At 62.8% G+C, this 23,769-nt stretch carries 23 protein-coding genes; 12 read left to right on the forward strand and 11 right to left on the reverse strand.

What is annotated here, in order from left to right; all coding sequences use genetic code 11:
• Positions 1-5 precede the first annotated feature (5 nt).
• Positions 6-1,493 (forward strand): sensor histidine kinase, encoded by a 1,488-nt coding sequence (locus Cth01_RS00360; RefSeq protein WP_082085618.1) that lies wholly within the window; start codon positions 6-8, stop codon positions 1,491-1,493.
• Between the two features lie 6 nt (positions 1,494-1,499).
• Here Cth01_RS00360 and Cth01_RS00365 read toward each other — a convergent pair whose 3' ends face one another.
• The 4 genes from Cth01_RS00365 to coaBC all read right to left on the reverse strand — a co-directional run bounded on the left by Cth01_RS00365 (position 1,500) and on the right by coaBC (position 4,706).
• Positions 1,500-2,309, reverse strand: a complete 810-nt coding sequence (locus Cth01_RS00365) for a hypothetical protein (RefSeq protein ID WP_045838294.1) — start codon at positions 2,307-2,309, stop codon at positions 1,500-1,502.
• 30 nt (positions 2,310-2,339) lie between these two features.
• Positions 2,340-2,789 carry a dUTP diphosphatase gene (gene dut, locus Cth01_RS00370; protein WP_003064513.1) on the reverse strand — a complete coding sequence of 150 codons (450 nt, stop codon included), beginning with the start codon at positions 2,787-2,789 and terminating at the stop codon, positions 2,340-2,342.
• A gap of 148 nt (positions 2,790-2,937) precedes the next feature.
• Complete coding sequence (locus tag Cth01_RS00375) at positions 2,938-3,456, reverse strand: hypothetical protein (protein ID WP_045838295.1); 519 nt, start codon at positions 3,454-3,456, stop codon at positions 2,938-2,940.
• 23 nt (positions 3,457-3,479) lie between these two features.
• A complete protein-coding gene (gene coaBC, locus Cth01_RS00380) occupies positions 3,480-4,706 on the reverse strand; it encodes a bifunctional phosphopantothenoylcysteine decarboxylase/phosphopantothenate--cysteine ligase CoaBC (RefSeq protein ID WP_034359938.1) in 1,227 nt (408 codons plus the stop codon).
• 113 nt (positions 4,707-4,819) lie between these two features.
• Between coaBC and pyrG the strand changes: the two genes are divergently transcribed.
• The 5 genes from pyrG to Cth01_RS00405 all read left to right on the forward strand — a co-directional run bounded on the left by pyrG (position 4,820) and on the right by Cth01_RS00405 (position 10,088).
• Positions 4,820-6,481 (forward strand): CTP synthase, encoded by a 1,662-nt coding sequence (gene pyrG / locus Cth01_RS00385; protein ID WP_034359936.1) that lies wholly within the window; start codon positions 4,820-4,822, stop codon positions 6,479-6,481.
• 149 nt (positions 6,482-6,630) lie between these two features.
• Positions 6,631-7,488, forward strand: coding sequence for a 3-deoxy-8-phosphooctulonate synthase (gene kdsA, locus Cth01_RS00390; RefSeq protein ID WP_045838296.1), 858 nt, complete (start codon positions 6,631-6,633; stop codon positions 7,486-7,488).
• A 447-nt stretch (positions 7,489-7,935) separates the two neighbouring features.
• The gene (gene eno, locus Cth01_RS00395; protein ID WP_003057720.1) at positions 7,936-9,222 is read left to right on the forward strand and encodes a phosphopyruvate hydratase; all 1,287 of its coding nucleotides are present in this window, start codon (positions 7,936-7,938) and stop codon (positions 9,220-9,222) included.
• Positions 9,223-9,298: 76 nt separating this feature from the next.
• The gene (locus tag Cth01_RS00400) at positions 9,299-9,577 is read left to right on the forward strand and encodes a septum formation initiator family protein (protein WP_034389417.1); all 279 of its coding nucleotides are present in this window, start codon (positions 9,299-9,301) and stop codon (positions 9,575-9,577) included.
• Entirely contained in the window at positions 9,546-10,088 is a 543-nt protein-coding gene (locus Cth01_RS00405) for a hypothetical protein (RefSeq protein WP_174446992.1), read from the forward strand. The genes Cth01_RS00400 and Cth01_RS00405 overlap by 32 nt, the downstream gene beginning before the upstream one ends.
• A gap of 121 nt (positions 10,089-10,209) precedes the next feature.
• Here Cth01_RS00405 and hslO read toward each other — a convergent pair whose 3' ends face one another.
• Both hslO and Cth01_RS00415 read right to left on the reverse strand, forming a co-directional pair.
• On the reverse strand, positions 10,210-11,217 hold the full coding sequence (gene hslO, locus Cth01_RS00410) for an Hsp33 family molecular chaperone HslO (RefSeq protein ID WP_045838297.1): 1,008 nt from the start codon (positions 11,215-11,217) through the stop codon (positions 10,210-10,212).
• 30 nt (positions 11,218-11,247) lie between these two features.
• On the reverse strand, positions 11,248-11,772 hold the full coding sequence (locus Cth01_RS00415; RefSeq protein ID WP_003064497.1) for a gamma carbonic anhydrase family protein: 525 nt from the start codon (positions 11,770-11,772) through the stop codon (positions 11,248-11,250).
• Between the two features lie 50 nt (positions 11,773-11,822).
• Here Cth01_RS00415 and Cth01_RS00420 point away from each other — a divergent pair, with 50 nt between their 5' ends.
• The 3 genes from Cth01_RS00420 to Cth01_RS00430 all read left to right on the forward strand — a co-directional run bounded on the left by Cth01_RS00420 (position 11,823) and on the right by Cth01_RS00430 (position 15,373).
• Positions 11,823-12,629 (forward strand): ferritin-like domain-containing protein, encoded by an 807-nt coding sequence (locus Cth01_RS00420; RefSeq protein ID WP_034359934.1) that lies wholly within the window; start codon positions 11,823-11,825, stop codon positions 12,627-12,629.
• A 162-nt stretch (positions 12,630-12,791) separates the two neighbouring features.
• Entirely contained in the window at positions 12,792-14,051 is a 1,260-nt protein-coding gene (locus tag Cth01_RS00425) for an EAL and HDOD domain-containing protein (protein ID WP_003064492.1), read from the forward strand.
• Positions 14,052-14,086: 35 nt separating this feature from the next.
• A complete protein-coding gene (locus Cth01_RS00430; protein WP_045838298.1) occupies positions 14,087-15,373 on the forward strand; it encodes an EAL and HDOD domain-containing protein in 1,287 nt (428 codons plus the stop codon).
• Between the two features lie 102 nt (positions 15,374-15,475).
• Here the strand turns inward: Cth01_RS00430 and Cth01_RS00435 are convergent, their stop codons facing one another.
• Positions 15,476-16,480, reverse strand: a complete 1,005-nt coding sequence (locus Cth01_RS00435; RefSeq protein WP_034408734.1) for a Bug family tripartite tricarboxylate transporter substrate binding protein — start codon at positions 16,478-16,480, stop codon at positions 15,476-15,478.
• A gap of 224 nt (positions 16,481-16,704) precedes the next feature.
• Between Cth01_RS00435 and Cth01_RS00440 the strand changes: the two genes are divergently transcribed.
• Positions 16,705-17,355 carry a molybdopterin-dependent oxidoreductase gene (locus Cth01_RS00440; RefSeq protein ID WP_034389416.1) on the forward strand — a complete coding sequence of 217 codons (651 nt, stop codon included), beginning with the start codon at positions 16,705-16,707 and terminating at the stop codon, positions 17,353-17,355.
• An 8-nt stretch (positions 17,356-17,363) separates the two neighbouring features.
• Here Cth01_RS00440 and xerD read toward each other — a convergent pair whose 3' ends face one another.
• On the reverse strand, positions 17,364-18,320 hold the full coding sequence (gene xerD, locus Cth01_RS00445) for a site-specific tyrosine recombinase XerD (RefSeq protein WP_045838299.1): 957 nt from the start codon (positions 18,318-18,320) through the stop codon (positions 17,364-17,366).
• 103 nt (positions 18,321-18,423) lie between these two features.
• The gene (locus tag Cth01_RS00450) at positions 18,424-19,308 is read right to left on the reverse strand and encodes a LysR family transcriptional regulator (RefSeq protein ID WP_034359927.1); all 885 of its coding nucleotides are present in this window, start codon (positions 19,306-19,308) and stop codon (positions 18,424-18,426) included.
• Between the two features lie 110 nt (positions 19,309-19,418).
• Between Cth01_RS00450 and Cth01_RS00455 the strand changes: the two genes are divergently transcribed.
• Entirely contained in the window at positions 19,419-20,465 is a 1,047-nt protein-coding gene (locus Cth01_RS00455) for an NAD(P)H-quinone oxidoreductase (protein WP_082085619.1), read from the forward strand.
• 77 nt (positions 20,466-20,542) lie between these two features.
• Here the strand turns inward: Cth01_RS00455 and Cth01_RS00460 are convergent, their stop codons facing one another.
• Positions 20,543-21,523 carry a tripartite tricarboxylate transporter substrate binding protein BugE gene (locus Cth01_RS00460; protein ID WP_034359925.1) on the reverse strand — a complete coding sequence of 327 codons (981 nt, stop codon included), beginning with the start codon at positions 21,521-21,523 and terminating at the stop codon, positions 20,543-20,545.
• A gap of 236 nt (positions 21,524-21,759) precedes the next feature.
• Between Cth01_RS00460 and Cth01_RS00465 the strand changes: the two genes are divergently transcribed.
• Positions 21,760-22,668, forward strand: a complete 909-nt coding sequence (locus Cth01_RS00465; RefSeq protein WP_012837347.1) for an AEC family transporter — start codon at positions 21,760-21,762, stop codon at positions 22,666-22,668.
• Positions 22,669-22,724: 56 nt separating this feature from the next.
• On the opposite strand, the gene queG is transcribed toward Cth01_RS00465, so the two are convergent.
• Positions 22,725-23,765 (reverse strand): tRNA epoxyqueuosine(34) reductase QueG, encoded by a 1,041-nt coding sequence (queG, locus tag Cth01_RS00470; RefSeq protein WP_034378801.1) that lies wholly within the window; start codon positions 23,763-23,765, stop codon positions 22,725-22,727.
• Between the last annotated feature and the right edge of the window lie 4 nt (positions 23,766-23,769).

Consider the following 23,769-nt stretch of genomic DNA (forward strand, 5'->3'; position numbering starts at 1 on the left):
ACCATATGTCCGAGCACACTCTGACCTCCCCCACGACCCAACAGCCGCCCCCGCTGATTGCGGGCTCCTGGAAGAACTCGCTACGCCTGCGACTGCTGGCGGGCGCCCTGATCTGGGTGCTGGCGGCCCTGCTGCTCACGGGCTGGGGCCTGCGCACGCTGTTTGCCGAGCACCTGACCCAGCAGTTGCGCAGCCAGCTGGTGGCCAAGCTCGACCGCCTCAGCGGCGCCGTCAACTACCAGCCGGATCAGGCCGTCCCGGTCACGGTCTCGCCCTTCTCCGGCGATCCCTTGCTGCAGCAACCGCTGTCGGGCATGTACTGGCAGGTGGACCAGCTCGATGCCAGCGGCCAGCAAACGGTTCAGGCCGGCATCCAGCGTTCGCGCTCGCTCTGGGACCAGACCCTGGACTGGCCCTTCTTCCAGGCCGACAAGGTCTGGGAACCCACCCTGCCCCTGCACGCACCGGCCAGCTACGGCCATATGTCGGACGGCAATGGCAACACCCTGGTGATCGTGACGCGTACCGTGCAGCTGCCCGAGGCCGATGCCCCGCCGCTGCGCCTGATGATTGCCGCCGACGCGGCCATGCTGGCCACGCCGCTGCAGCGCTTTACCAAGATGCTGGTGGCCGCGCTGTGCATGCTGGCGGCGGGACTGATCGCCGCCGTGGTTGTGCAGCTGCAGCTGGCACTGGCTCCGCTGGCCGCCCTGCGCCGTCAGCTGGCCGCCGTGAGCCAGGGCGAAGCTTCTGAAATCAGGGGCGAGCACCCGGCCGAAATCATGCCCCTGGTTCAGGAGTTCAACCATGTGTTGCGCATGAATGCCGAGATGGTGGAGCGAGCCCGCACCCAGGCCGGCAATCTGGCTCACGCAGTCAACACCCCGCTGAGCATCATGGGCAACGCGGCCGCGCAGCAGGACAGCCCGCTCGCGATCCTGGTGCGCGAGCAGGTCGCCAGTGCCAGCCGCCAGGTCGAATATCACCTGGCCCGCGCCCGCGCCGCCGCCGCAGCGGCGCAGCAAGGCCATGGCCTGCGCACCGCGCTGGCCGGACCGCTGCACTCCCTGGTGCACACCATGGACAAGCTGCATGCGGCGCGCTGCATACGCTTCGAGCTACAGGGAGACCCCTCGCAATGGGACTTCAAGGGCGACTCCCAGGACCTGATGGAGATGCTGGGCAATCTGCTGGACAACGCCGGCAAATGGGCCAGGTCGAAGGTCGTTCTGAAGGTGCAGCCTATAGCCGATGACAGCCAGCAACTGACGCTGTGCATAGACGACGACGGCCCGGGCATTGCCCCCGAGTTGCGCGAGCGCATCTTTGCGCGCGGCGAGCGGCTGGACGAACAGCGTCCCGGCGCCGGGCTGGGCCTGGACATCGTGCGCGATCTGGTTCAGACCTATGGTGGCAGCATCCAGGCTCTGCCGTCGCCGCTGGGCGGGCTGCGCATGCAGCTGCAACTGCCTGGCGGCAGGCACCAGGACTGAAGCTGATCAAAGACTGCGCAGCACCTGTGCGAGGGTATCGGCCTGGGGAAACAGCCAGTCGGCGAGCAGCCCCAGCGCCACGGCCGCGACCAGGGCACCCAGCACGGGCTTCCAGCTGATGCGCAGCGCCGCCAGCAGCCAGCCTTCGCGCTCCACCACATACAGGGTTCGGGTCATCAGCAGCGCAAACGCCACCTCTACCGCCACGGTCAGGAACAGATCGGCACCGAACACCAGCCACACCAGCGAGCCCATGCCCGTGACCGCGATCAGCAGGGCCGCAAAAACCAGCAGCACCGGCACGAGCACCACGGCGCCTTCATCGAGTCCGTCCAGCCCCGACACATCGACATCCGGCAGCTCCAGGCCCGATGACGCAGGCGCGATATCAGGCACGGCTGCGCCATCGTCCCAGTGGCCGCCGGCACCGCCGCCGCCGTAGGAGCCTCCCTGCCCGCTTTCGAAGCCCGCAGCGTCGGCACTGCCCGGCTTGCCGCCCAAGCCGGGACCATCGGAGGGCAGCTCGCCCCCGTCCCAGTCGCGGCGCAGCATGCAGCCCGCCCACAGACGCACCAGCAGCAGATAAAGCAGATAGCCGCAGGCCAGCGCCAGCCCATAGCGCAGCCCCATGCTGTGCACACCGGCATGCAGCAGGCACAGGCTGATCAGGGACATGGCAGCCAGACTCAGGCCGCCGGTCAGAGCGGCATGCAGACGCAGCCAGTGGCGTTTTTGCAGGCGTCGCCGCATGTGCTGGTCGCGCCCCAGCTGCACCTTGGTCCAGGAGGCAGAGCGGCTGCGGGTCTGGCGGCTCATGTTGCGCGAGGTGCGGGCGAGTCCAGAGACTCAGTGCTTGCCGGTGGAGCCGTAGCCGCCTTCGCCGCGCTCGCTGGCGTCGGCAAAGTCATCCACCAGATTGAACTGTGCCTGCACCACAGGCACGATGACCAGCTGGGCCAGACGGTCCATGGGCTGCAGCGTGAAGGCGGTTTGCGAACGGTTCCAGGCGCTGACCATGAGCTGGCCCTGGTAGTCGGAGTCGATCAGGCCGACCAGGTTGCCCAGCACGATGCCGTGCTTGTGGCCCATGCCCGAGCGCGGCAGGATGAGCGCCGCGTAATGGGGGTCCTTGAGGTGCATGGCCATGCCGGTGGGAATCAGCTGCCACTGGCCGGGCTCCAGGGTCACGGGCGCATCGATGCAGGCGCGCAGGTCCAGTCCGGCACTGCCGGGGGTGGCGTAGGCGGGCAGGTTGTCGCGCAGGCGCGCATCGAGAATCTTTACATCAACATTCATAAGGATCTGGCTAGTCTTGTCTGTCTTGAAACAAGGCCCGTGAACCGGGCCTTGCATTCATTGCGGCAGCTGCATGGCAGCGGCCAGCGGTTTTCCTGAAGGGCGCCATTGTGCCCGCTGCCGGGCAAGAGCTGGCGCTTGACGCCTGTCAGCGGCCTTGCAGGCGCTTGAGCACGCCGCCCACCAGCGACATCAGACCCATGAGTGCGAGCAGCACGCCAAAGCCCTGAATGAACTGGGAGAGGATCACCCCGCCCACGATCAGCGCCAGCGAGCCCGGAGACACCCAGGGCTTGCGACCGTTCTGAGCCTTCTGCCCCTCGATCTCGCGCTCCATGGCCCTGAAGCGCTGCTGCGCCTCCTGCTTGGTCACGGCCGTATTGGGGCGCCGTGCAGCAGCCGTGCGCTGGGCCGGTTGAGCAGCCGCCGTGGTTCGCGCTCCCGGCACCTGCTGCGCCTGCTCGGCCATGTCGCGCGCCTTCTGCAGGGTGTTGCGCAGCTGGGACATGGGCGAGCCGGCCTGGGAGCCTGGCGTGACGACCGCGGTCTGAATCGTTCCGGCAATGCTGCGTTGCGTGCGGCGGTACTCGGGACTGGCTCGCATCAGCTGATCCACATAAGCCACATAGTCGCCATTGCGCGGGCCTTCATAACTGGAGGGATTCATGTTCGGACTCCTGGGATCACGGATCAGGGACGCTTGGCGCTCAGTCGCTGCGCAATTTCATCGACCAGCTGGCGCGCCAGCACGTCCTTGCTGGCATGAGGCAGCTCCTTGGAGCCCTGATCGTCGATCAGCAGCAGTGCATTGTCGTCCTTGCCAAAGGTGGCGGGACCGATATTGCCGACCAGCAGCGGCACGCTCTTGCGCAGCCGCTTGGCGCTGGCGTGCTTGAGCAGATCATGACTTTCGGCCGCAAAGCCCACGCAATACAGCTTGCCGGACCGGGCCTGGTCGGACTGGGCCACGCCGGCAAGAATGTCGGGGTTCTCGACAAAGTCCATGGCCGGCACATCGCCCGAGCCATCCTTCTTGATCTTCTGATCGGAAAACTCGGCCGGCCGCCAGTCGGCAACGGCGGCCGTGGCAATGAAGATCGAGGCCCCCGCCACCAGGGACTGCACGGCAGTCTGCATCTGGCGCGCCGACTGCACGTCGACGCGGGTCACTCCGCGCGGCGTTGGAAGATGCACGGGGCCTGCCACCAGCGTGACCTGGGCGCCGGCCTCGTGCGCCGCACGGGCAATTGCGAAGCCCATCTTGCCGCTCGAAAGATTGGTGATGCCGCGTACCGGATCGATCGCCTCGAAAGTCGGGCCGGCCGTCACCAGCAGATGCTGGCCCTGCAGGCTCTTGGCCGTGAAATGCGCCGCCAGCTCCTCCATGATTTCCTCGGGCTCCAGCATGCGGCCGTCGCCGGTCTCGCCGCAGGCCTGGCTGCCGTTGCCCACGCCCAGCACCTGGGCACCGTCGGCCTGCACCTGGGCCAGATTGCGCTGGGTCGCGGGGTGGGCCCACATCTCGCGGTTCATGGCCGGGGCCAGCAGCAGGGGAACGCTCTCCATGGGGCGGGCCAGGCACATCAGGCTGAGCAGCTCGTCCGAGCGGCCCTGCACCAGGCGCGCGATGAAGTCCGCGCTGCAGGGCGCGATGAGGATGGCATCGGCTTCTCGGCTCAGATTGATGTGGGGCATGTTGTTGGGTTCGCGCACATCCCACTGGGAGGTGTAGACTGCGCGCCCAGAAAGCGCCTGCATGGTGACGGCCGTCATGAACTGCTCGGCCGCCTCCGTCATGACCACTTGCACCGTGGCACCGGCCTGGACCAGCAAGCGGCACAGCATGGCCGATTTGTAACAAGCCACGCCTCCGGAGAGACCCAGCACCAGATGTTTGCCTGCGAACACGTCATTCATGCTGCGCAATTTATCAGACCTGAGCGGCTTTGCTGCCGCACAAGCATCCCTGTACGCCACGCCGAAATTCGTGGCGAACCTATAATCCTGTTTTACCACCACCAAAAAAAGACATGACCAAGTTCGTCTTCGTCACCGGCGGTGTGGTGTCTTCCCTAGGTAAGGGAATCGCCTCAGCCTCCCTTGCTGCGATTTTGGAATCGCGCGGTCTCAAAGTCACCCTCATCAAGCTCGATCCCTATATCAACGTGGACCCGGGCACCATGTCGCCCTTCCAGCACGGCGAAGTGTTCGTGACCGATGACGGAGCCGAGACCGATCTGGACCTGGGCCACTATGAGCGTTTCATCGAAACGCGCATGCGTCAGAGCAACAACTTCACCACGGGCCGCATCTATCAGTCCGTGCTGGAAAAGGAACGCCGTGGCGACTATCTGGGCAAGACCGTGCAGGTCATCCCCCATGTCACCAACGAGATCCAGGAATACATCAAGCGCGGCGCGGGCCTTGGCACCGACCACGAAGTGGATGTGGCCATCTGCGAAGTCGGCGGCACCGTGGGCGATATCGAGTCCCTGCCCTTCCTGGAAGCTGCGCGTCAGCTGGCGCTCAAGCTCGGCCCCAACAACTCCGCCTTTGTGCACCTGACCTACCTGCCGTTCATCGAGACGGCCGGCGAGCTCAAGACCAAGCCCACCCAGCACACCGTGCAGAAGCTGCGCGAAATCGGCATCCAGCCCGATGCGCTGCTGTGCCGCGCCAAGCACCAGGTGCCCGAAGAGGAAAAGAGCAAGATCTCCCTCTTCACCAATGTGCCCGAGTGGGGTGTGATCTCCATGTGGGACGTGGACACCATCTACAAGGTGCCGCGCATGCTGCACGAGCAGGGTCTGGACGGCCTGATCTGCGACAAGCTGCGCCTGAACACGCCTCCCACCAATCTCAAGCGCTGGGACGACCTGGTCTATGAGACCGAGCATCCCCAGGGCGAAGTCAAGATTGCCATGGTGGGCAAGTACGTGGAGCTGTCCGACGCCTACAAGTCGGTCAACGAAGCACTCAAGCACGCCGGCATGCGCAACCATGTGCGCGTGAAGATCACGCATGTGGACTCGGAAACCATCCACGACGCGGATGCCACCAAGCTGCTCAAGGATTACGACGGCATTCTGGTGCCCGGCGGCTTCGGCTCGCGCGGCGTGGAAGGCAAGATCTCTACGGCCAAGTTTGCCCGCGAGAACAAGGTGCCCTACCTGGGCATCTGCCTGGGCATGCAGGTTGCCACCATCGAGTACGCCCGTCATGTGGCCGGTCTCGCAGGCGCCAACTCCACCGAGTTCGACCCCGCCACCCCCAATCCCGTGATCGCCCTGATCACCGAGTGGAAGGACGCGGACGGCACGATCAAGACCCGTGACGAGAACTCCGACCTGGGCGGCACCATGCGTCTGGGCGCACAGTCTTCCGACGTGCAAAAGGGCACGCTGGCGCACAGCATCTACGGCGACGTGGTGACCGAGCGTCACCGCCACCGCTATGAAGCCAACACCCAGTATCTGGACCAGTTGCGCGAAGCCGGCCTGGTGATCTCGGCCCTGACCCAGCGCGAACAGCTGACCGAAATCGTCGAGCTGCCCGCCAAGGTTCACCCCTGGTACATCGGTGTGCAATTCCACCCCGAGTTCAAGTCCACCCCCTGGGATGGTCACCCGCTGTTCAACGCCTTCATCAAGGCGGCCATGGACAACAAGGCCCAGCCTGGCAAGAAGGCCTGATTCCCTTCCTCCGGAATCAATCCTTAAATAGGAGCTGCCAGCGCTTGAAATGCAATGACTTCAGCATCAAATGATGTTGAAGTCATTCAAAATAGAGCGCCAGCAGCTTCAGTTTTTGAAGCATGCACGGCGTGCAAAAAGGAACCCCCATGAAACTCTGCGGCTTTGATATTGGTCTGGACAAGCGCTTCTTTCTGATCGCCGGCCCTTGCGTGGTCGAATCCGAACAGCTGCAGATGGACGTGGCCGGGCAACTCAAGGAAATCACTTCCTCGCTGGGCATCAACTTCATCTTCAAGAGCAGCTTCGACAAGGCCAACCGTTCCTCGGGCACCAGCTTTCGCGGCCCCGGCATGGAAAAAGGTCTGGAAATCCTTGCCAAGGTGAAGAAGGAGCTGAACGTGCCCATCCTCACCGATGTGCACACCGAAACCGAAGTGCCTTACGTGGCGTCTGTCGTCGACATGCTGCAGACCCCCGCCTTCCTGTGCCGCCAGACGGACTTCATCCGCGCCGTGGCCCAGTCGGGCAAGCCCGTGAACATCAAGAAGGGCCAGTTCCTGGCCCCGCACGACATGAAGAATGTCATCGACAAGGCCCGTGCTGCGGCGGTGGAAGCGGGCCTGCCCGCGGACAGCTTCACGGCCTGCGAACGCGGCGCCAGCTTTGGCTACAACAACCTGGTCAGCGACATGCGCTCGCTGGCCATCATGCGCGAAACCGGCGCCCCTGTCGTGTTCGACGCCACCCACAGCGTGCAACTGCCCGGCGGCAACGGCACATCCAGCGGCGGCATGCGCGAGATGGTGCCCGTGCTCTCGCGTGCGGCCGTGGCCGTGGGCGTGGCTGGCCTGTTCATGGAAACCCACCCCGATCCCTGCAACGCCCTGTCGGACGGCCCCAATGCCGTGCCGCTCAAGCACATGAAGGCACTGCTGGAGACACTGGTGGCGCTGGACGATGTGACCAAGCGCAACGGCTTCCTGGAAGACCGCTTCCAGGCCTGAGCATGCATACACAGCGCATCCGCAGCGACATGACGGCCTTGCAGCAGGCCTGCATGTCCATACGCCCCGGCCGCCCCAAGGCGGGCAGCGGCGTCTGAGCAGATGATGCACCCCGGCATGACCGACACGATGAAGCGTGGCGTCATGCCTTTTTTGTATCCGCTTTTGTGTCCGCTTTTGTGTCCGAATGCTTGCACAGAAACGTCTTGCGCAAGAAATTCGACTGCAGCAACACGTCAAGGCAAAAGCGGCCCACCAAATTTGTGCACAATAGCCGCCGCAGCCTCTTCCATACTCGTCGCGTGCATGGCGCGCGCGCAGCATGTGGAGAAGAGTCGGCTTCACAATTTTGATAGCAGCTTGCGCTTTATGCACAAGCGCTTGGGCGTGATTTCATGAAAGAAGTCAGCCTGCACGTACCGATTTCAGAAACCCAAAGGAAATGCAATGAGTGCCATTGTTGACATCGTAGGCCGCGAAGTGCTGGACAGCCGCGGCAATCCCACCGTTGAGTGCGACGTGCTGCTGGAATCCGGCGTGATGGGCCGTGCCGCCGTGCCCTCGGGCGCGTCCACCGGCTCGCGCGAAGCCATTGAACTGCGTGACGGCGACAAGAGCCGTTACCTGGGCAAGGGCGTGCTCAAGGCTGTGGAGCACATCAACACCGAAATCTCCGAAGCCGTGCTGGGCCTGGACGCTTCCGAGCAGGCTTTCCTGGACAAGACCCTGATCGACCTGGACGGCACCGACAACAAGAGCCGCCTGGGCGCCAACGCCATGCTGGCCGTGTCCATGGCCGTGGCCCGCGCCGCAGCCGAAGAAGCCGGCCTGCCCCTGTACCGCTACTTCGGCGGCATGGGCGGCGTGCAGCTGCCCGTGCCCATGATGAACGTGATCAACGGCGGCGCCCACGCGAACAACTCGCTGGACCTGCAAGAGTTCATGATCATCCCCGTGGGTGCCCCCACCTTCCGTGAAGCCGTGCGCTGGGGTGCCGAAGTCTTCCACGCTCTGAAGGCCATCATCCACCACAATGGCATGTCCACCGCCGTGGGCGACGAAGGCGGTTTCGCACCTTCCGTGGAAAACCACGAAGCCGCGATCCAGCTGATCATCGAAGCCATCGAAAAGGCCGGCTACAAGCCCGGCGAGCAGATCGCCCTGGGCCTGGACTGCGCAGCTTCCGAGTTCTACAAGGACGGCATGTATGTGCTGGCCGGCGAAGGCAATATGACACTGACTTCGACCCAGTGGACCGACATGCTGGCCGGCTGGTGCGACAAGTACCCCATCATCTCCATCGAAGACGGCATGCACGAAGGCGACTGGGATGGCTGGAAGATCCTGACCGAGCGCCTGGGCGCCAAGGTTCAGCTGGTGGGTGACGACCTGTTCGTGACCAACACCAAGATCCTCAAGGAAGGCATCGAAAAGCGCATCGCCAACTCGATCCTGATCAAGATCAACCAGATCGGCACCCTGACCGAGACCTTCGCCGCCATCGAAATGGCCAAGCGCGCCGGCTACACCGCCGTGATCTCGCACCGCTCTGGCGAAACCGAAGATAGCACCATTGCCGACATCGCCGTGGGCCTGAATGCTGGTCAAATCAAGACTGGCTCCATGAGCCGCTCCGACCGTATCGCCAAGTACAACCAGCTGCTGCGCATCGAGGAAGACCTGGGCGATGTCGCCGAGTACCCCGGCCGCGCTGCCTTCTACAACCTGCGCTAAAGTGCGCAGCTGAAGTAAGTGCCCGGCAACCGCTTTGCGGCCAGGGCGCTTACCCTTGATTCCACCAGGTTTTTGTATGGTCAACCGCGTCGTCTGCGTCACTTTACTGGTCTTGCTGACCGCCATTCATGCCCAGCTCTGGCTGGGCAATGGCAGCATGGCCTATGTGCACGAGCTGCAGCAGCAAATCAAGGATCAATACGCGGCCAATGCCCTAGAAAAATCGGAAAACGACAGGCTGCAGTCCGAGGTCAACGACCTCAAGGACGGCCTGTCCACCGTGGAAGAAAAGGCCCGCTACGAGCTGGGCATGGTCAAACCCAATGAAATCTATATTCAGGTTTCCAGGCGCTGATCCGGCGCCCGCTCCGTCCCGAAGCCAGCCCCGCGCTGGCTTTGCTGTTCCTGCGCCCACGCTGGTGCTGCTGGGCGCTCCCCATGCCCTGGCGCGCAGCATGGCGCATGGCTTGCTGCAGGCCCGTCTGGATGCGGGCCTGGCCGGCCCCTGGCAATGCATGGCCCCCGCGAGCGGCGATGAATGGCCGGCCGATGCCCTGGTCTATGTGCTGGGCCAGGACTGGCGCGATGCCGACCCGGACCCCGCCATCGCTCAGCAGATCAGCCAATGGCGCGCACTGCTGGAAGCACGCTCTCAGAGCTATGTGATGCTGTACGGCAGACCGTCTGCCCAATGGCAGCAACTGGCCGCCTCTCTGAAATTCATGGAACCGGCCGCAGACTGGGATTGGATTTCAAGCAAAAACCCCTGGAGTTCCAGTCAGAAAATACGCCGCAAAGCCTGCGAGCAATGCGGCGATCCTGAGTGCGAGCTGGCACTGTTCGAGGCCTTGAAAAGCGCCCCCTGAGGCGCCTCGTGCCTTCTCCCCTATCTTTTCCGAGCTGGAAGACACCCGCGCTGCCCCGACCTGGGCTCTTGCAGGGTGTCTCCCGCCATCAGAGCTCCATAGCCGCGGGCAGACTGTTCAGTTATTGCACCGAGCTGGAGCTGGGCGGCTGCTTTTGCACTTCGGTGAACAGACGCGCCGCATCGATGGCGTCGAACTGGTATTGCTGGCCGCAGAAGTCGCAGCCCACCTCGATCTTGCCACGCTCGGCCACGATGGAATCCACCTCTTCCTCGCCCAGCGAGGTCAGCATGGCGGCCACACGGTCACGGCTGCAGGTGCAGGCGAAACGCGGGGCCTGCTCGTCGGCCTGCGGAGCGAAGCGCAGCAGCTTCTCTTCCCAGAACAGGCGCCGCAAAATGGTCTCCACATCCAGCGTCAACAGCTCTTGCTGCGTCAGGCTGGAGGCCAGCGTGGCAATGCGGTTGTACTCCTCGTTCAAGCCCTGGGCATCATGCTCGGCCTCTCCGCTTTCGGTGGCCGCGGCCAGATTCGCCTCGCCCTTCACAGGCATGCGCTGCAGCATCAGACCGGCAGCGATCTGGTCATTGGCGGCCAGCACCATCACGGTGTCGAGCTGCTCGGACTGCATCATGTAGAACTGCAGCGCATCCGACAGGCGCTCGAAGCGGCCGCCAGCACCATCGTTGAGCGGCACCACGCCCTGATAGGGGTTCTGGCCGGGCTGGCGGTCCTTGGGGTCCAGCGTGACGGCGCAGCGGCCCGCGCCATGGGCATTGACCAGTTCTGCCAGCGGGGCCAACTGGCCGCGCAGGGGCAGATTGGCCTCTCCCACCAGTGTTGCCGTGGCACGCAGGCTCAGGTCCGACTGCACTTCGGCCACGGCCAGTTTGACCGGGCCGTCACCCATGACCTGGAATACCAGCGCGCCATTGAACTTGATGTTGGACTGCATGAGCACGCCAGCCGCCGTCATCTCGCCGAGCAAGGTGCTGACGGCCTCTGGGTAGGCGCCGGTATCCTTGTTGCCGGCACGGCGCTGCAGGATTTCCTGCCAGGAGTCAGTCAGGCGAACAATGGCACCACGCACGGGCAGGCCGTCAAAAATGAATTTATGCAGTTCAGACACGCTAATCGATTCCGGTAAAAAGCAGGGCCCTCAGCCCAGCTTGCGCAAGCCGCGCTTGAAGCGGCGAGCATTTTCAACATAGTTCCTGGCGCTCTGGCGCAGACCTTCGATCTGCTCGGGCGATAGCTCGCGCACGACCTTGGCGGGGCTGCCGAGGATCATGGAGCCGTCGGGAAATTCCTTGCCCTCGGTCACCAGCGAGCCTGCGCCCACCAGGCAGTTCCTGCCTATCCTGGCGCCATTGAGCACCACTGCACCGATGCCGATGAGCGAGCCATCGCCAATCGTGCAGCCATGCAGCATTACTTGGTGGCCAACCGTCACATTGCAACCCACCGTAAGCGGTTTGCCGAAATCGGCATGCAGCACGCTGGCATCCTGGATGTTGGAGCCCGCGCCGATGCTGATGTTTTCGGTATCCCCGCGGATGACCGTTCCAAACCAGACACTGGCGTCCTTGTCCAGCTTGACGCGGCCCATGACCTCGGCGCTGTCGGCCACCCAGGCGCTTTCGTCGATCTGCGGCGCAACGCCGTCGAGTTCGTAAATTGCCATCTGCTTGTCTCCCTGTGGGTTGCTTCTTTATAGAACCTAGAATTGTAGGGATGGAGTTACGTCATCGCGCGCTAGAGGTCTTGTGCCTTGCAGACCCAGAGAGAAAAGCTGCTGCAGCCATTGATCTGCATACACAAAAAGCTCTCTATTCGATAGCAGAAACAGCACCGACACTGCGCATCCCCGAATCCGAGCTTCCCGGCCGCCCGGCCCGGCCCGAGCTCAAGCACCACACGGCCGTGGCGCGCCGCTCGCCGGCCACCCTCGAAGGCCGGGCCGTGCTCATCCATGCCATTGCACATATCGAGTTCAATGCCATCAACCTCGCACTGGACGCCATCTGGCGCTTTGACGGCATGCCCGAGCAGTACTACCACGACTGGCTGCAGGTGGCTGCAGAGGAAGCCAAGCATTTCCGCCTGCTACGCGATCATCTGCGCCAGCATCATGGTCAGGACTATGGCGACCATCCGGCCCACCAGGGCCTGTGGACCATGTGCGAAAAAACGGCGGGCGACATCGTGGCCCGCATGGCCCTGGTACCCAGAACGCTGGAGGCGCGCGGCCTGGACGCCACGCCGCAGATCCAGAACAAGCTGCGCAACACCCACGCGACCGATGCGCTGGCGGCCTGTGACATTCTGGACATCATCCTGCGCGAGGAAGTGGGCCATGTGGCCATAGGCAACCACTGGTATCGCTGGCTGTGCGAGAAAAACGGTCTGGACCCCGAGTCGTTGTACCTGGAGCTGACAAAGCGCCATGAAGCGCCGCGCCTGCGCCCACCCTTCAATGAGAAGGCACGCCGTGCCGCAGGCTTCACCGCAACCGAGATCGCCTGGCTGCAACAGATATAGGTATTTTTTTATTGACTCGAATCAAGAACCACCGACAAGCGAGGCCCGCGAGCCGAAGTTGTTGGCACAAACGGACTGAACGCACGAAGCTGACACTATGATCGGCTCGTTCTTACAATAACCGGCACAGCCAACCATTTCCCACACAGACGTCATGCAGCAATGAGTGAACAAACCATAGAGGACCAGGCATTCGCCTCGCCGCGCAACCTGTCCAAAGGCATGATTGCACGCCAGCCCATCGTCAACGGGCTGCAGCAAATCATTGGTTACGAGCTGTTCAACCGCTCGCGCTCGCCTTATGGTCACACCATGGCCTCAGACGCGACGCTGATCTTTGCGGCCCTCACGCATGCTGGAGAGGAAGATCTGGTCGGCACCAAGCTCATGTTCGTGAATTGCACTCACGAAGGTCTGACCGGCGAGCACCTGGAGCTGCTGCCTGCCGACAAGGTGGTGCTGGAGATCCCCCCTCTGGGCCATGCTGCCGTGCATGAGGTGGCAGCCCGCCTGCCCACCTTGCTGGCACTCAAGGACCAGGGCTTTCATCTGGCCTTCAACCACACGGTACTGGAGTCTGTGTATTCGGCCTGGCTGCCGCTGGCCGACTACATCAAGTTAGACCTCTCCACGCTGGCACCGGACCAGCTTACGGTGCTGGTCAAGTTCGCCAACCGCCACACCCGCGCCGAGCTGATCGCCGAAAAAGTCGAAAGTGCCCATCAGCATGAGCTGGGGCAGCGCCTGGGCATAGAGCTTTTCCAGGGTTTCTGGTTTGCCCGTCCCACGGTGATGCAGACCCGCCTTCTGACCCCGACGCAGCAAAGCATCATCCAGTTGCTGACGCTGGTACGCGAGCAGGCCAGCACCGATGCGATCGAGGAAGTTCTCAAAAAGGACGCCGCCCTGGCCTTCAACCTGCTGCGCCTCATCAACTCGGCCAGCTTTGGCGCCCATCGCAAGATCACCTCTTTCAAGCAGGCCGTGATGCTGCTCGGCCTGAACAAGCTGTTTCGCTGGGCTGCCATGCTGCTGACAGCCGCCCGTGAAGGCGGCCCCCCGCCGGCCGTAGGCCAGACCGCCGTGATTCGCGGCCGTCTGATGGAGCTGCTGGCCAAGCACTCGCTAACGGACACCGATGCCGATCTGGCCTTTATCTGCGGCATGTTCTCCATGCTGGACCGCATGCTGGGCATGCCTTTGCCTGCAGCGCTGGCGCTGATTCCGGTGTCCGAATCGGTCTCTGCCGCGCTGCTGCATCATGAAGGCATTCTGGGCGAGCTGCTGATGCTCACCAAGGCCTGCGAGAGTCATGACCAGGAACAATTCGACCGCAGTGCCTGCAGCCTGGAGCTGGAGCACGGGGACATCAATCACGCTCATCTGCAGGCTTTGAGATGGACGGAGTGTCTGTCCGACTGACAGCGCTTTTGCCCCACACCCAAGCGATAACCGACATGGATACCTCTGACACAAACGCCTCTTCACCAACCGCCAGCCCCGTTGCAGACAGGGACGAGGCCAATATGGCCAGCATTGCGCGTCAGGCAATCGTCGATGAAAAGCGGGATGTGTATGGCTACGAGCTGTTTGACCGCTCGGTTGCACATAACGCACACACAGCAGCATCTGATGCGGCACTGCTGTTCAATGCACTGTCCTACGCCGGTGCCGAAGCCCTGGTGGGCAAAAAGACGGTTTTCATCAACTGCACCCATGACAGCCTGAGCGGCGGCCACCTGGAGCTGATTCACCCCGACCGTGTGGTACTGGAAGTGCCGGCCCTGCCCGCCGATGCCACGCAGGAAAACATCGAAGCCTGCCTGCCCACATTTGCGGCCCTGCGCCAGCGTGGCTTTCGCCTGGCTTTCGACCAGAACCTGCTGCGCCGCAACTATGCGTCATGGCTGCCCATGGCCTCCTTCGTCAAGCTGGACATGCAGAGCTTCGCGATCGAGCATGCCGAGAAGCTGGTGAAGTTTGCCCAGACCTACACACGCGCCCAGATCGTGGCCGAGAAGGTCGAAACAGCCGAGCAGTTCGAGCATATGCTGGGCCTGGGTGTGAAGCTGTTCCAGGGCTACTGGTTCGCCCAGCCCCAGCTCGTGCAGGCGCGCACCATCCGCCCCACGCAGACCACCATCATCCAGCTCATCAACCTGGTGCGCCAGCAGGCCAGCACGGAGGAGATCGAAGAGCTGCTTAAGAAGGACCCCACGCTGTCCTTCAACCTGCTGCGCTTCATCAACAGCTCGGGTTTCGGCCTGTCCTGCGAGATCACCTCCTTCCGCCATGCGGTGATGATTCTGGGCCTCAAGAAGCTGTTCCGCTGGGCGGCCCTGCTGCTGACCACCTCACGCGCCGGCGGCACACCGCCGGCTGTGGGCCAGACAGCCGTGGTGCGCGGCCGCCTGATGGAGCTGCTGACCGCCGAGCTGCTGCCGCCCGAGGAATGCGACCACGCTTTCGTCGTGGGCGTTTTCTCGCTGCTCGATGTGATGCTGAGCCAGCCCATGGCCAAGGCCCTGGAATCCGTAGCCCTGCCCCAGTCCGTGGTTGAAGCACTGGTACACAACCAGGGCGTTTTTGCACCCTTCCTGGATCTGACGCGCGCCTGCGAGTCTGGCGACGAAGCGGCTTTTGCCCGCGCCGCCAATGCGCTGCAGCTGTCCAACCACCAGGTCAACTGGGCCCATCTGCAGGCACTGAGCTGGGCCGACAACCTGGCCAGCGAAGTGATCTGAACCAATCCGCTTCGCGACCAGTCAGTGCGCTTGCTGCGCACAACGAAAAAGGGCTTGCAGCCGATGTGACCGCAAGCCCTTTTTCATTCAAGAAAGTTCCGATCAGTTGGTCTGGATACCTGCAGCCTTGATGATCTGGGCGTTGGACCTGGACTCGACCTCGATCTGCTTGGCAAAGTCCGCAGCCTTGCCGCCGGTAGGCACATTGTCAGTGGCTTCCAGGCGCTGACGGATCTCGGGCAGCGCCAGCGCCTTGTTCACCTCGGCATTCAGGCGAGCCAGCACGGGGGCGGGCACACCTGCGGGAGCGAAGATGCCGAAGACCGATGTGGTGTTGGCGTTCTTGTAACCCAGCTCGGCCAGCGTGGGCACCTGGGGCAGCGAGTCCAGACGCGCCGGAGCTCCCACGGCCAGGGCCTTGAACTTGCCGGCCTTGATATGCTGCATCACGGCTGGGCCGGCATTCGTGGACAACACTTCGAACTGTGCACTCAGGCCGTCATTGAGCTGCTGGCCACCGCCCTTGTAAGGCACATGGGTGATCTGAACCTTGCCCTGATCGGCAATCTGCTCGAGCATGATGTGGCCCAGCGAGGCCAGACCGGCCGTGGCCCAGCGCACATCGCCGGGGTGGGCCTTGGCCTGGGTCATCAGCTCGGGAAAGCTCTTGGCTGCCAGACGGGTCGTTCCCAGCAGCAGCACGGGCGAATACATCACGCTGACCACGGGAACAATATCCTTGTGCGGATCGAACAGCGGCTTGCCCAGATGGGGGCTCAGCGTCAGCGGGCTGATGGACGAAAAGCCCAGCGTATAGCCATCGGGGTTGGACTTGGCGACCTGGTCCAGGCCAATCGCGCCACCCGCACCGGCCTTGTTGTCGATCACCACCGACTGACCCAGCGACTGTGACAGCTTTTCACCCAGTGCACGGGCCACCACATCGCTCACACCACCGGCAGGGTAGGACACCACCAGACGAATGGGACGGCTGGGCCAGCCAGCCGCGTCGGCTTTGTCGGCCGCCTGGACATTCAGGGACAAGGTGGCAGGCAGCACGGCTGCCAGGGCACAGGTCAGCATGCTGCGACGCAGAAAGTTAGTCATCACTCGAAATCCAAAAATCAAGACCTGCATTTTTGACCAAAGTGAATTCCCCGGTTGATTTGGACGACGATTCGTCAATTCACCGGACAGAAAACATCAAAATAAAACTTCAAACATTCAAATAGACCAACACTCCAACTGACCAACACCTTCATCGACATGTCGCAATGACGCCCGCAAGGCTTGCCGCTAGACTGCAGCAATCTCCACAAAGAAAGCGCCCCATGGCAGAAAAACAACCTCTATCCCGTCGCTCCATCTTGCTGCGAAGCGGTGCTGCGGGCGCTGCACTGGGCGCCATGGCTCTGCCCGCCGCGGCCACACGCAAGGCCTCCCGCACCTGCGTGCTCGATGGCCTGCAGCCCGCAGTGCTCACCATCAGCGGCCCCGGTGTGCAGGCCAATCGCGGCAAGCCGCAGGCCGTGGCGGACCGCATGCTGATCATCCATGGCTATCTGTTTGATGCAGCCTGGTCCTGTGGCATGGATGCGCTCAACAGCCTGGAGCAGCAGACGCTCAGGACCACGCTGGAATACGACGAAGCCGAGCACAGCCTGCAAGGCCCGCTGCTGGAGCAGGTGCTGCAGGCCGCCGGCGTGGATGTAGGCCAGGCCATGGCGCGCGGCCTGCAACTGACTTTGCAGGGCATAGATGGCTATCGCAGCCAGATACCGCTGGCCCAGGCCGTGCGCTGGCGCATGCTGATTGCCACCCAGCTGGACGGCGTGCCGCTGGCAATGGGCGGCGTGGGCCCGCTCTGGGCCATTTTTGCAGCCCATCAGATTCCGGAGCTCGGCCAGTTGCCCGTCAAGCAGCGCTTTCCTGCCGCCGTCTGGGGGCTGTACCACCTGCAGCTTGGCAGCGCGACGACCTAGGTAGCGGCTCAGCCGCGCGGGTGATGCTCGGCATGCAGAGCTTTGAGCCGCTCGCGCGCCACATGGGTGTAGATGGTGGTGGTGGAGATATCGGCATGCCCCAGCAGCATCTGCACCACGCGAAGGTCGGCGCCATGGTTGAGCAGATGGGTGGCAAACGCATGGCGCAGCGTATGTGGCGACAGCGGCGAGTTCACACCTGCAATCTGCGCGCATTTCTTGACGATGACCCAGAACATCACGCGACTCATGCCCGCGCCGCGCTGGGTCACAAACACCTCCTCGGTCTGCTGCCCTCCCAGAATCGCCGCTCGCGCCTGCTGCAGATAGCGCTCCAGCCAGTGCTGCGCCTCCTGACCAAACGGCACCAGCCGCTCCTTGCGCCCCTTGCCCGTCACGCGCAGCACGCCCGAGCGCAGGTCCAGCTCATGCATGCGCACGCCCACCAGTTCGCTGACGCGCAGACCGCTGGCATACATCAGCTCCAACATGGCGCGATCGCGCAAGCCCAGCGGGCTGTCCACATCGGGCGCATCGAGCAGGGCCTCCACCTGCTCCTGGGTCAGGGTCTTGGGCATGCGCGGCGGCTGCTTGGCCGCCAGCATGCGCACCGTGGGGTCGGCAGCGATGCGCTTTTCACGCAGCGCCCAGTGAAAGTAGCGACGCAACACCGTCAGCCTGCGGTTCGAGGAGGTGGCCTTGGTGCCCTCCACACGGGCCGTGAAATAGCCCTGCAGATCGGCTTCCTGCGCAGCATCCAGCGCCTTGGGCGGCTGCAGCCGCGCCAGCCAGCGCGCAGCCGCTGTCAGGTCACGCCGATAGGCGGACAGGGTATTGCGCGAAAGCCCGTCCTCCAGCAGCAGGGCATCGATGAACTGATCGAGCGCATGCTGGCTCTGCGGCAAGGGCTGCGGCCAGTCATCGGGAATCTGCGGTTTGCGGGCTTTTTTAGGAGTGTCGGACATGGAGCTAGCGTACACGCTGGCGAGGATGCACCGAACTGAAATCAGCTCGGTGCACCATGAAGATCAGGGTCAGATACCGGCAATGGCAAGTGCTGTGCCTGCTTCAGCTGATGCCGGCTGACGGGCCATCGAAAGCCTCGGCCAGGAACTGCGCAACCGCTCTCACCCTAGCCGTGCGCTGCAGATCGGGATGCATGACCTGCCAGACTTCGTAGTCGTTCGGACGTCGGCGTTGCGGCCAGATACGCACCAGGCCTTCGCGCTCCCCCATCCACAACGGCATTTCCCCAATCCCGATGCCTGCAGCAACCGCCTTGCGCACGAGGAGACTGGAGCGGACCGACATGGCAATCCTGGCCTGACGTGCCGGCACTCCGGCCATGCTCAGTAGCGGACTCTGCTCCAGATAAGGCCCGTATGCCACCAGATGGTGACCGCGCAACTCGTCTTCAGGGGCGGGCTCGCCAAAGCGAGCCAGATAACTCGTGCTTGCGAACAGCCCCACAGGCCACGAAGCCACACGGCGAACCACCAGCTCCGGGGTATCAGGCCTGACGTTGCGAAAAGCAATATCCGCCTGCCGACGACCGAGGCTCAGCAACTGGGTGGAGACTTCCAGATCCACGCGGATATTCGGCCAGTGCTGCTGCAAACGCTCCACAGCGGGAAGCAACAGGTCAATAGCGATGGAGTCGGTGCTTGTCACGCGCACCAGCCCACCGGGATTTTCATCCTGACCCTCGATCTTGGTGCGCAAGTCCAGGGCCGCACTCTCCATACGCTTTGCCGCAGCCAGTGCCACCTCGCCAGCGGCCGTGAGCAGGTATCCATCCTTGGCCCGCAAAAACAGCTTTGCCCCCAGCTCGGACTCCAGCGCATTCAGGCGTCGCCCGACCGTTGCCTGATCAATGCCCAGGCTGCGCGCTGCGGCGCGCAATGAGTGCGTACGGCTCAGGGCGAGAAAGATGCGGGTATCGTCCCAGTTCATGGCTCATCAGTTGATGCAAATTTGCATCAATGTAGAGCGAAATCGCTGCATTGCAAACAAAGCTTTGCGTCGTAATCTTCAGCGCTCAAAGATATTTCGAGAACGACGCTATGCCCACCTTTTTGACAGACTCCATCCCCGCAGCAAAGCCCACCACCATGCAGGCCATCGTTTTTGACGATTTTGGCGGGCCCGAGGTGCTGGTGGCCCGCGAGCTGCCGGCTCCTGAGCTTCGCCCCCACGACTTGCTGGTACGCAACGCCTCCATCGGCGTCAATCGTGCCGACCTCTATCACCGCAAGGGCGCCTATGGCCGAGCTTCCTTTGGTGACGCAGACACCATGGGCCTGGAGATCGCCGGAACCGTGATCGAGGCCGGTCCCTTGGTGCAGGGCTTCTCCGTGGGCGACCGGGTCATGGGCATCGTGGGCGGCGGCGCTTATGCCGAGATTTCGCGCATAGACCACCGCATGGCGATACATGTCCCCGGGAATCTGGACCTGGTGGATGCCGGTGCGATACCCGAGGTGTTCGTGACCGCACACGAGGCCCTGTTTCATCTGGCTGGCTTGCGCGCCGGCGAGTCGGTGCTGATCCATGCGGCAGCGGGTGGTGTCGGATCGGCCGCCGTTCAGCTTGCACATGCTGCCGGCGCCCGGGTTTTTGCGACGGCCAGCGGCGACAAGCGCGAAGCGGTCCTGGGTTTCGGAGCCGATGTCTTCATCGACTATCGCAGCGAGGACTTCCAAACCGTGGTGGCCCAGGCCACCGACGGCAAAGGCGTGGACATCGTGATCGATTTCGTCGGTGCCCCCTACCTGGAGCCCAATGTGCGATCGCTGGCCGTCGGCGGGCGCATGGTGATGGTGGGCCTGCTGGGCGGCTCCCAGGGCGCTGCATTGCCCATGGACCTGGTGCTGTACCGCCATCTGCGGATCTTCGGAACCGTGATGAAGTCACGCCCGCCCGAAGTCAAGCAGGCGATGGTCCAGCGCTTTGCCCAGCGATGGCTTGGTGCATTGGAGAGTGGAGCGATACGGCCCGTGATCGATAGCTCCTTCGCTTTGGCAGATGCTGCTGGGGCGCACAGACATATGGAGTCCGGGGTCAGCATCGGCAAGATTCTGTTGCTGCCTGGGCAGCGGAAAATAATATAAAAAAACAAAGCCCGAATCGCCTCAAAGGCAATTCGGGCTTGCGGTATCCGCTACTGTATCGGCAGCAGATCAGCTGCTTAGTCCAGTGTCAGCTTCTGCTTGGCCACGACCTGCTTGTAGGTTTCGAACTCTTCCTTCAGTTCCTTGGCGAACTCCTGAGGAGAGTTGCCCACCACCAGCGAGCCGGTGTCTTCGATGCGCTTCTTGACCGCGGGGTCCTGCAGCACCTTCTTCACTGCGGCATTGATCTTGTCGACCATGGCCTTGTCCATGCCCTTGGGGCCCAGAATGCCGTAGGAAGCCATGCGATTGACCTGGGGCAGACCCACTTCCTTGAAGGTGGGCACGTCAGGCAGCACGGCCAGACGCTGGGGAGCTGCCACGGCGATGGCCTTGAGGCGGTTGTCCTTGATGAAAGGCAGTGCCGAAGGCAGGTTGTCCAGAATCATGGGGATCTGGCCGGCAACCGCGTCGTTCAGGGCCGGGCCCGCGCCGCGATAAGGCACATGGGTCATCTGGATGCCGGTCAGCGACTTGTACAGCTCCATCAGCATGTGCTGGATGCCGCCCGTACCGGACGAGCCATAGGAGTACTTGCCGGGATTGGCCTTGAGTTCGGCCTCGAAAGCCTTGTAGTTAGCCGCGCCGGGGAACTTGGGGTTCACGGCGATCACATTGGGCGTGGCCGCAATATTGATGATGGGCGTGAAGTCCGTCAGCGGGTTGTAGGGAGTCTTGGGGTTGATGGCCGGATTGGTGGCCATGGTCGACAGCGTGGAAATGCCCAGGTTGTAGCCGTCGGGCTTCTGGCGCGCGGTTTCCTGCGCACCGATGACGCCGCCGCCACCGCCCTTGTTGTCCACCACCACGGACTGACCCAGTTCCTTGCTCAGCGGCTCGGCGATCACACGCGCAATGATGTCGGTCGTGCCGCCTGCGGCGAAGGGCACCAGCAGCTTGATGGGCTTGGTGGGGTAGTTGGCCTCAGCCAACACACCGGTCGAGAAACCTACAGTTGCCAGAGCCATTGTCAGGCCCACGCACATACGACGATTCATGAAGGGGTCTCCTTATGAGTTCTGAAATTAACGGCTGATGGTACGTGCCGCAAAAAACCCGACACATTCTTGTTAGCCCTGATTTCTCAGTAATTACCCTAGATTCACACCATTTCCTTGAAGCGCATCAAAGTTCAGCTCGAATGAGCCGAGCGACAACAGTAAGTACTACTACATAGAAACTTGGCGACAGCTTTCTCTCAGCAAACCTATGACCGGCCCTATGCTTACAGGCCGTGAACTATCTAGAACTGCTTTTTCCTGATTTCGCGCTCATCGTGCTGGGCTATGTGCTGTGCCGTTTCACGCCCATCAACCGCAGCGTCTGGCAAGCCGTGGAGCAGCTCGTCTACTACCTGCTGTTTCCGGTGCTGCTGTTTCACTCCATCACGCGCAACCCGATCCAGTGGGGCGACGCCAGCCAATTGCTGGCTGCCGGTGTGCTGGGAGGCCTGCTGGGCATTGCGCTGACCTACAGCCTTCCGCACCTGCCTCTTCTTGGCCGGCGCATCGATGCACGCGGCTATGCGGGAGCAGCGCAAGTGGCGTTTCGCTTCAACTCCTTTATCGCGCTGGCACTGGTTTCGCGCCTGGCAGGGCCGGACGGACTGCTCTATGTCTCGGTGCTGATCGGCGTATCCGTGCCGCTGTTCAATGTGGCCGCCGTCTGGCCCATGACGCGTGGCAGCGACCAGCATTTTGTCGGTCATCTGCTGCGCAATCCGCTGATCATCGCCACCGTCAGCGCCCTGCTGTTCAATGCCGCCGGACTGAAAATTCCGGCCCTGCTGGAAGCCCCCGTGGCACGCATCGGTGCGGCCTCGATCGCACTGGGCCTGATGGCCGCCGGCGCCGGCCTCAAGCTCAGTGCTCTGGCCAGCAACAAGCTGCTGGCCAGCGAGTTGCTGCTGATACGCCATGCCATCCAGCCGCTGATCGCCTTTGCCATGGTTCAGCTGTTCCACCTCAACCAGCCGCAGGCGATTGCGCTGATGGCGTTCTCCAGCCTGCCTACTGCCTCGTCCTGCTATGTGCTGGCTGTGCGCATGGGCTATGAAGGCTCGTTTGTGGCCAGTCTGGTGTCGCTGTCCACGATGCTGGGCGTGCTCAGCCTGCCCTTCGGGCTCTGGCTGATCGGCATTTAAATTTGATAGCTTCTTGTACTTACTGAATAAGCGATAGGGGCCAATTTCACTAAAAGTCAGGCGCGCTGCGCCAGCGCCCAGGCCACATGCTCGGCCACCACGGGGTCGGGATGATCGGCCCGGCTCTGCAGCGCGGCCCTGAGTTCGGGCCTGCCGGTTTCGCGCCAGGCATTGCCCAGGGCCACGGCCACATTGCGCAGCCAGCGCACATGGCCAATGCGGCGGATGGGGCTGCCCTCGGTCACGCGCAAAAAAGTGGCTTCATCCCAGGCCAGGAAATGCACCAGTTGAGTGCCTGCCAGTCCGGCGCGGGCGTCGAAGTCCGGCAAGATGCTCGGATGGGCAAACTTGTTCCAGGGGCAGGCCAACTGGCAGTCATCGCAGCCATAGATGCGGTTGGCCATCAAGGGCCGCAGTTCCTCGGGAATGCTGCCCGCATGTTCGATGGTCAGATAGGAGATGCAGCGCCGCGCATCGACCTTGTGCGGCGCGATGATGGCGCCCGTGGGACAGGCGTCGATGCAGGACGAGCAGCTGCCGCAGTGCGCTGTGACGGGGACGGTGGGCTCTAGCGCAAAGTCCACATAGATTTCGCCCAGAAAGAACATCGATCCGGCCTCGCGGCTCAGCACCAGGGTGTGCTTGCCGCGCCAGCCCTGGCCGCTGCGGCTTGCCAGCTCGGCCTCCAGCACCGGGGCGGAGTCGGTAAAGGCACGGTGGCCGAACGGGCCTATTTCCTGTGCGATGCGCTCAGCCAGCTTCTGCAGGCGGTTGCGCAGCACCTTGTGATAGTCACGGCCTCTGGCGTAGATGGAGACAATGCCTTCTTCGGGACGCTTGAGCCGATCCCATTCCACGGCCTGCCAGCCGTCCCCGGTCTCGCGCGGCAGATAATCCATGCGCGCGGTAATCACGCTCACCGTGCCGGGAACTAATTCCGCTGGCCGGGCTCGTTTCAAACCATGGGCCTGCATGTAATGCATCTCGCCATGAAACCCTTGCGCCAACCATTGCAGCAAACCGGGTTCTGCCGAGGACAAATCCACGCCCGCCACGCCGATTTGGGAAAATCCCAGCTCGCGAGCCCAGGCTTGCATCAAA

It is taken from the genome of Comamonas thiooxydans (genome assembly GCF_000964545.1).
In the GTDB taxonomy this organism is placed as follows: domain Bacteria; phylum Pseudomonadota; class Gammaproteobacteria; order Burkholderiales; family Burkholderiaceae_C; genus Comamonas; species Comamonas thiooxydans.

What these genes read in the sequence shown, in the direction of transcription:
- Cth01_RS00460 (WP_034359925.1), bottom strand. Translation starts at nt 21,523, where the DNA reads ATGAATCGTCGTATGTGCGTGGGCCTGACAATGGCTCTGGCAACTGTA.
- Cth01_RS00425 (WP_003064492.1), top strand. Translation starts at nt 12,792, where the DNA reads ATGAGTGAACAAACCATAGAGGACCAGGCATTCGCCTCGCCGCGCAAC.
- Cth01_RS00405 (WP_174446992.1), top strand. Translation starts at nt 9,546, where the DNA reads ATGAAATCTATATTCAGGTTTCCAGGCGCTGATCCGGCGCCCGCTCCG.
- xerD (WP_045838299.1), bottom strand. Translation starts at nt 18,320, where the DNA reads ATGTCCGACACTCCTAAAAAAGCCCGCAAACCGCAGATTCCCGATGAC.
- Cth01_RS00420 (WP_034359934.1), top strand. Translation starts at nt 11,823, where the DNA reads ATGGAGTTACGTCATCGCGCGCTAGAGGTCTTGTGCCTTGCAGACCCA.
- Cth01_RS00430 (WP_045838298.1), top strand. Translation starts at nt 14,087, where the DNA reads ATGGATACCTCTGACACAAACGCCTCTTCACCAACCGCCAGCCCCGTT.
- kdsA (WP_045838296.1), top strand. Translation starts at nt 6,631, where the DNA reads ATGAAACTCTGCGGCTTTGATATTGGTCTGGACAAGCGCTTCTTTCTG.
- pyrG (WP_034359936.1), top strand. Translation starts at nt 4,820, where the DNA reads ATGACCAAGTTCGTCTTCGTCACCGGCGGTGTGGTGTCTTCCCTAGGT.
- Cth01_RS00375 (WP_045838295.1), bottom strand. Translation starts at nt 3,456, where the DNA reads ATGAATCCCTCCAGTTATGAAGGCCCGCGCAATGGCGACTATGTGGCT.
- Cth01_RS00415 (WP_003064497.1), bottom strand. Translation starts at nt 11,772, where the DNA reads ATGGCAATTTACGAACTCGACGGCGTTGCGCCGCAGATCGACGAAAGC.
- eno (WP_003057720.1), top strand. Translation starts at nt 7,936, where the DNA reads ATGAGTGCCATTGTTGACATCGTAGGCCGCGAAGTGCTGGACAGCCGC.
- coaBC (WP_034359938.1), bottom strand. Translation starts at nt 4,706, where the DNA reads ATGAATGACGTGTTCGCAGGCAAACATCTGGTGCTGGGTCTCTCCGGA.
- Cth01_RS00450 (WP_034359927.1), bottom strand. Translation starts at nt 19,308, where the DNA reads ATGAACTGGGACGATACCCGCATCTTTCTCGCCCTGAGCCGTACGCAC.
- Cth01_RS00360 (WP_082085618.1), top strand. Translation starts at nt 6, where the DNA reads ATGTCCGAGCACACTCTGACCTCCCCCACGACCCAACAGCCGCCCCCG.
- Cth01_RS00440 (WP_034389416.1), top strand. Translation starts at nt 16,705, where the DNA reads ATGGCAGAAAAACAACCTCTATCCCGTCGCTCCATCTTGCTGCGAAGC.
- Cth01_RS00400 (WP_034389417.1), top strand. Translation starts at nt 9,299, where the DNA reads ATGGTCAACCGCGTCGTCTGCGTCACTTTACTGGTCTTGCTGACCGCC.
- Cth01_RS00365 (WP_045838294.1), bottom strand. Translation starts at nt 2,309, where the DNA reads ATGAGCCGCCAGACCCGCAGCCGCTCTGCCTCCTGGACCAAGGTGCAG.
- Cth01_RS00435 (WP_034408734.1), bottom strand. Translation starts at nt 16,480, where the DNA reads ATGACTAACTTTCTGCGTCGCAGCATGCTGACCTGTGCCCTGGCAGCC.
- queG (WP_034378801.1), bottom strand. Translation starts at nt 23,765, where the DNA reads ATGCAAGCCTGGGCTCGCGAGCTGGGATTTTCCCAAATCGGCGTGGCG.
- dut (WP_003064513.1), bottom strand. Translation starts at nt 2,789, where the DNA reads ATGAATGTTGATGTAAAGATTCTCGATGCGCGCCTGCGCGACAACCTG.
- Cth01_RS00455 (WP_082085619.1), top strand. Translation starts at nt 19,419, where the DNA reads ATGCCCACCTTTTTGACAGACTCCATCCCCGCAGCAAAGCCCACCACC.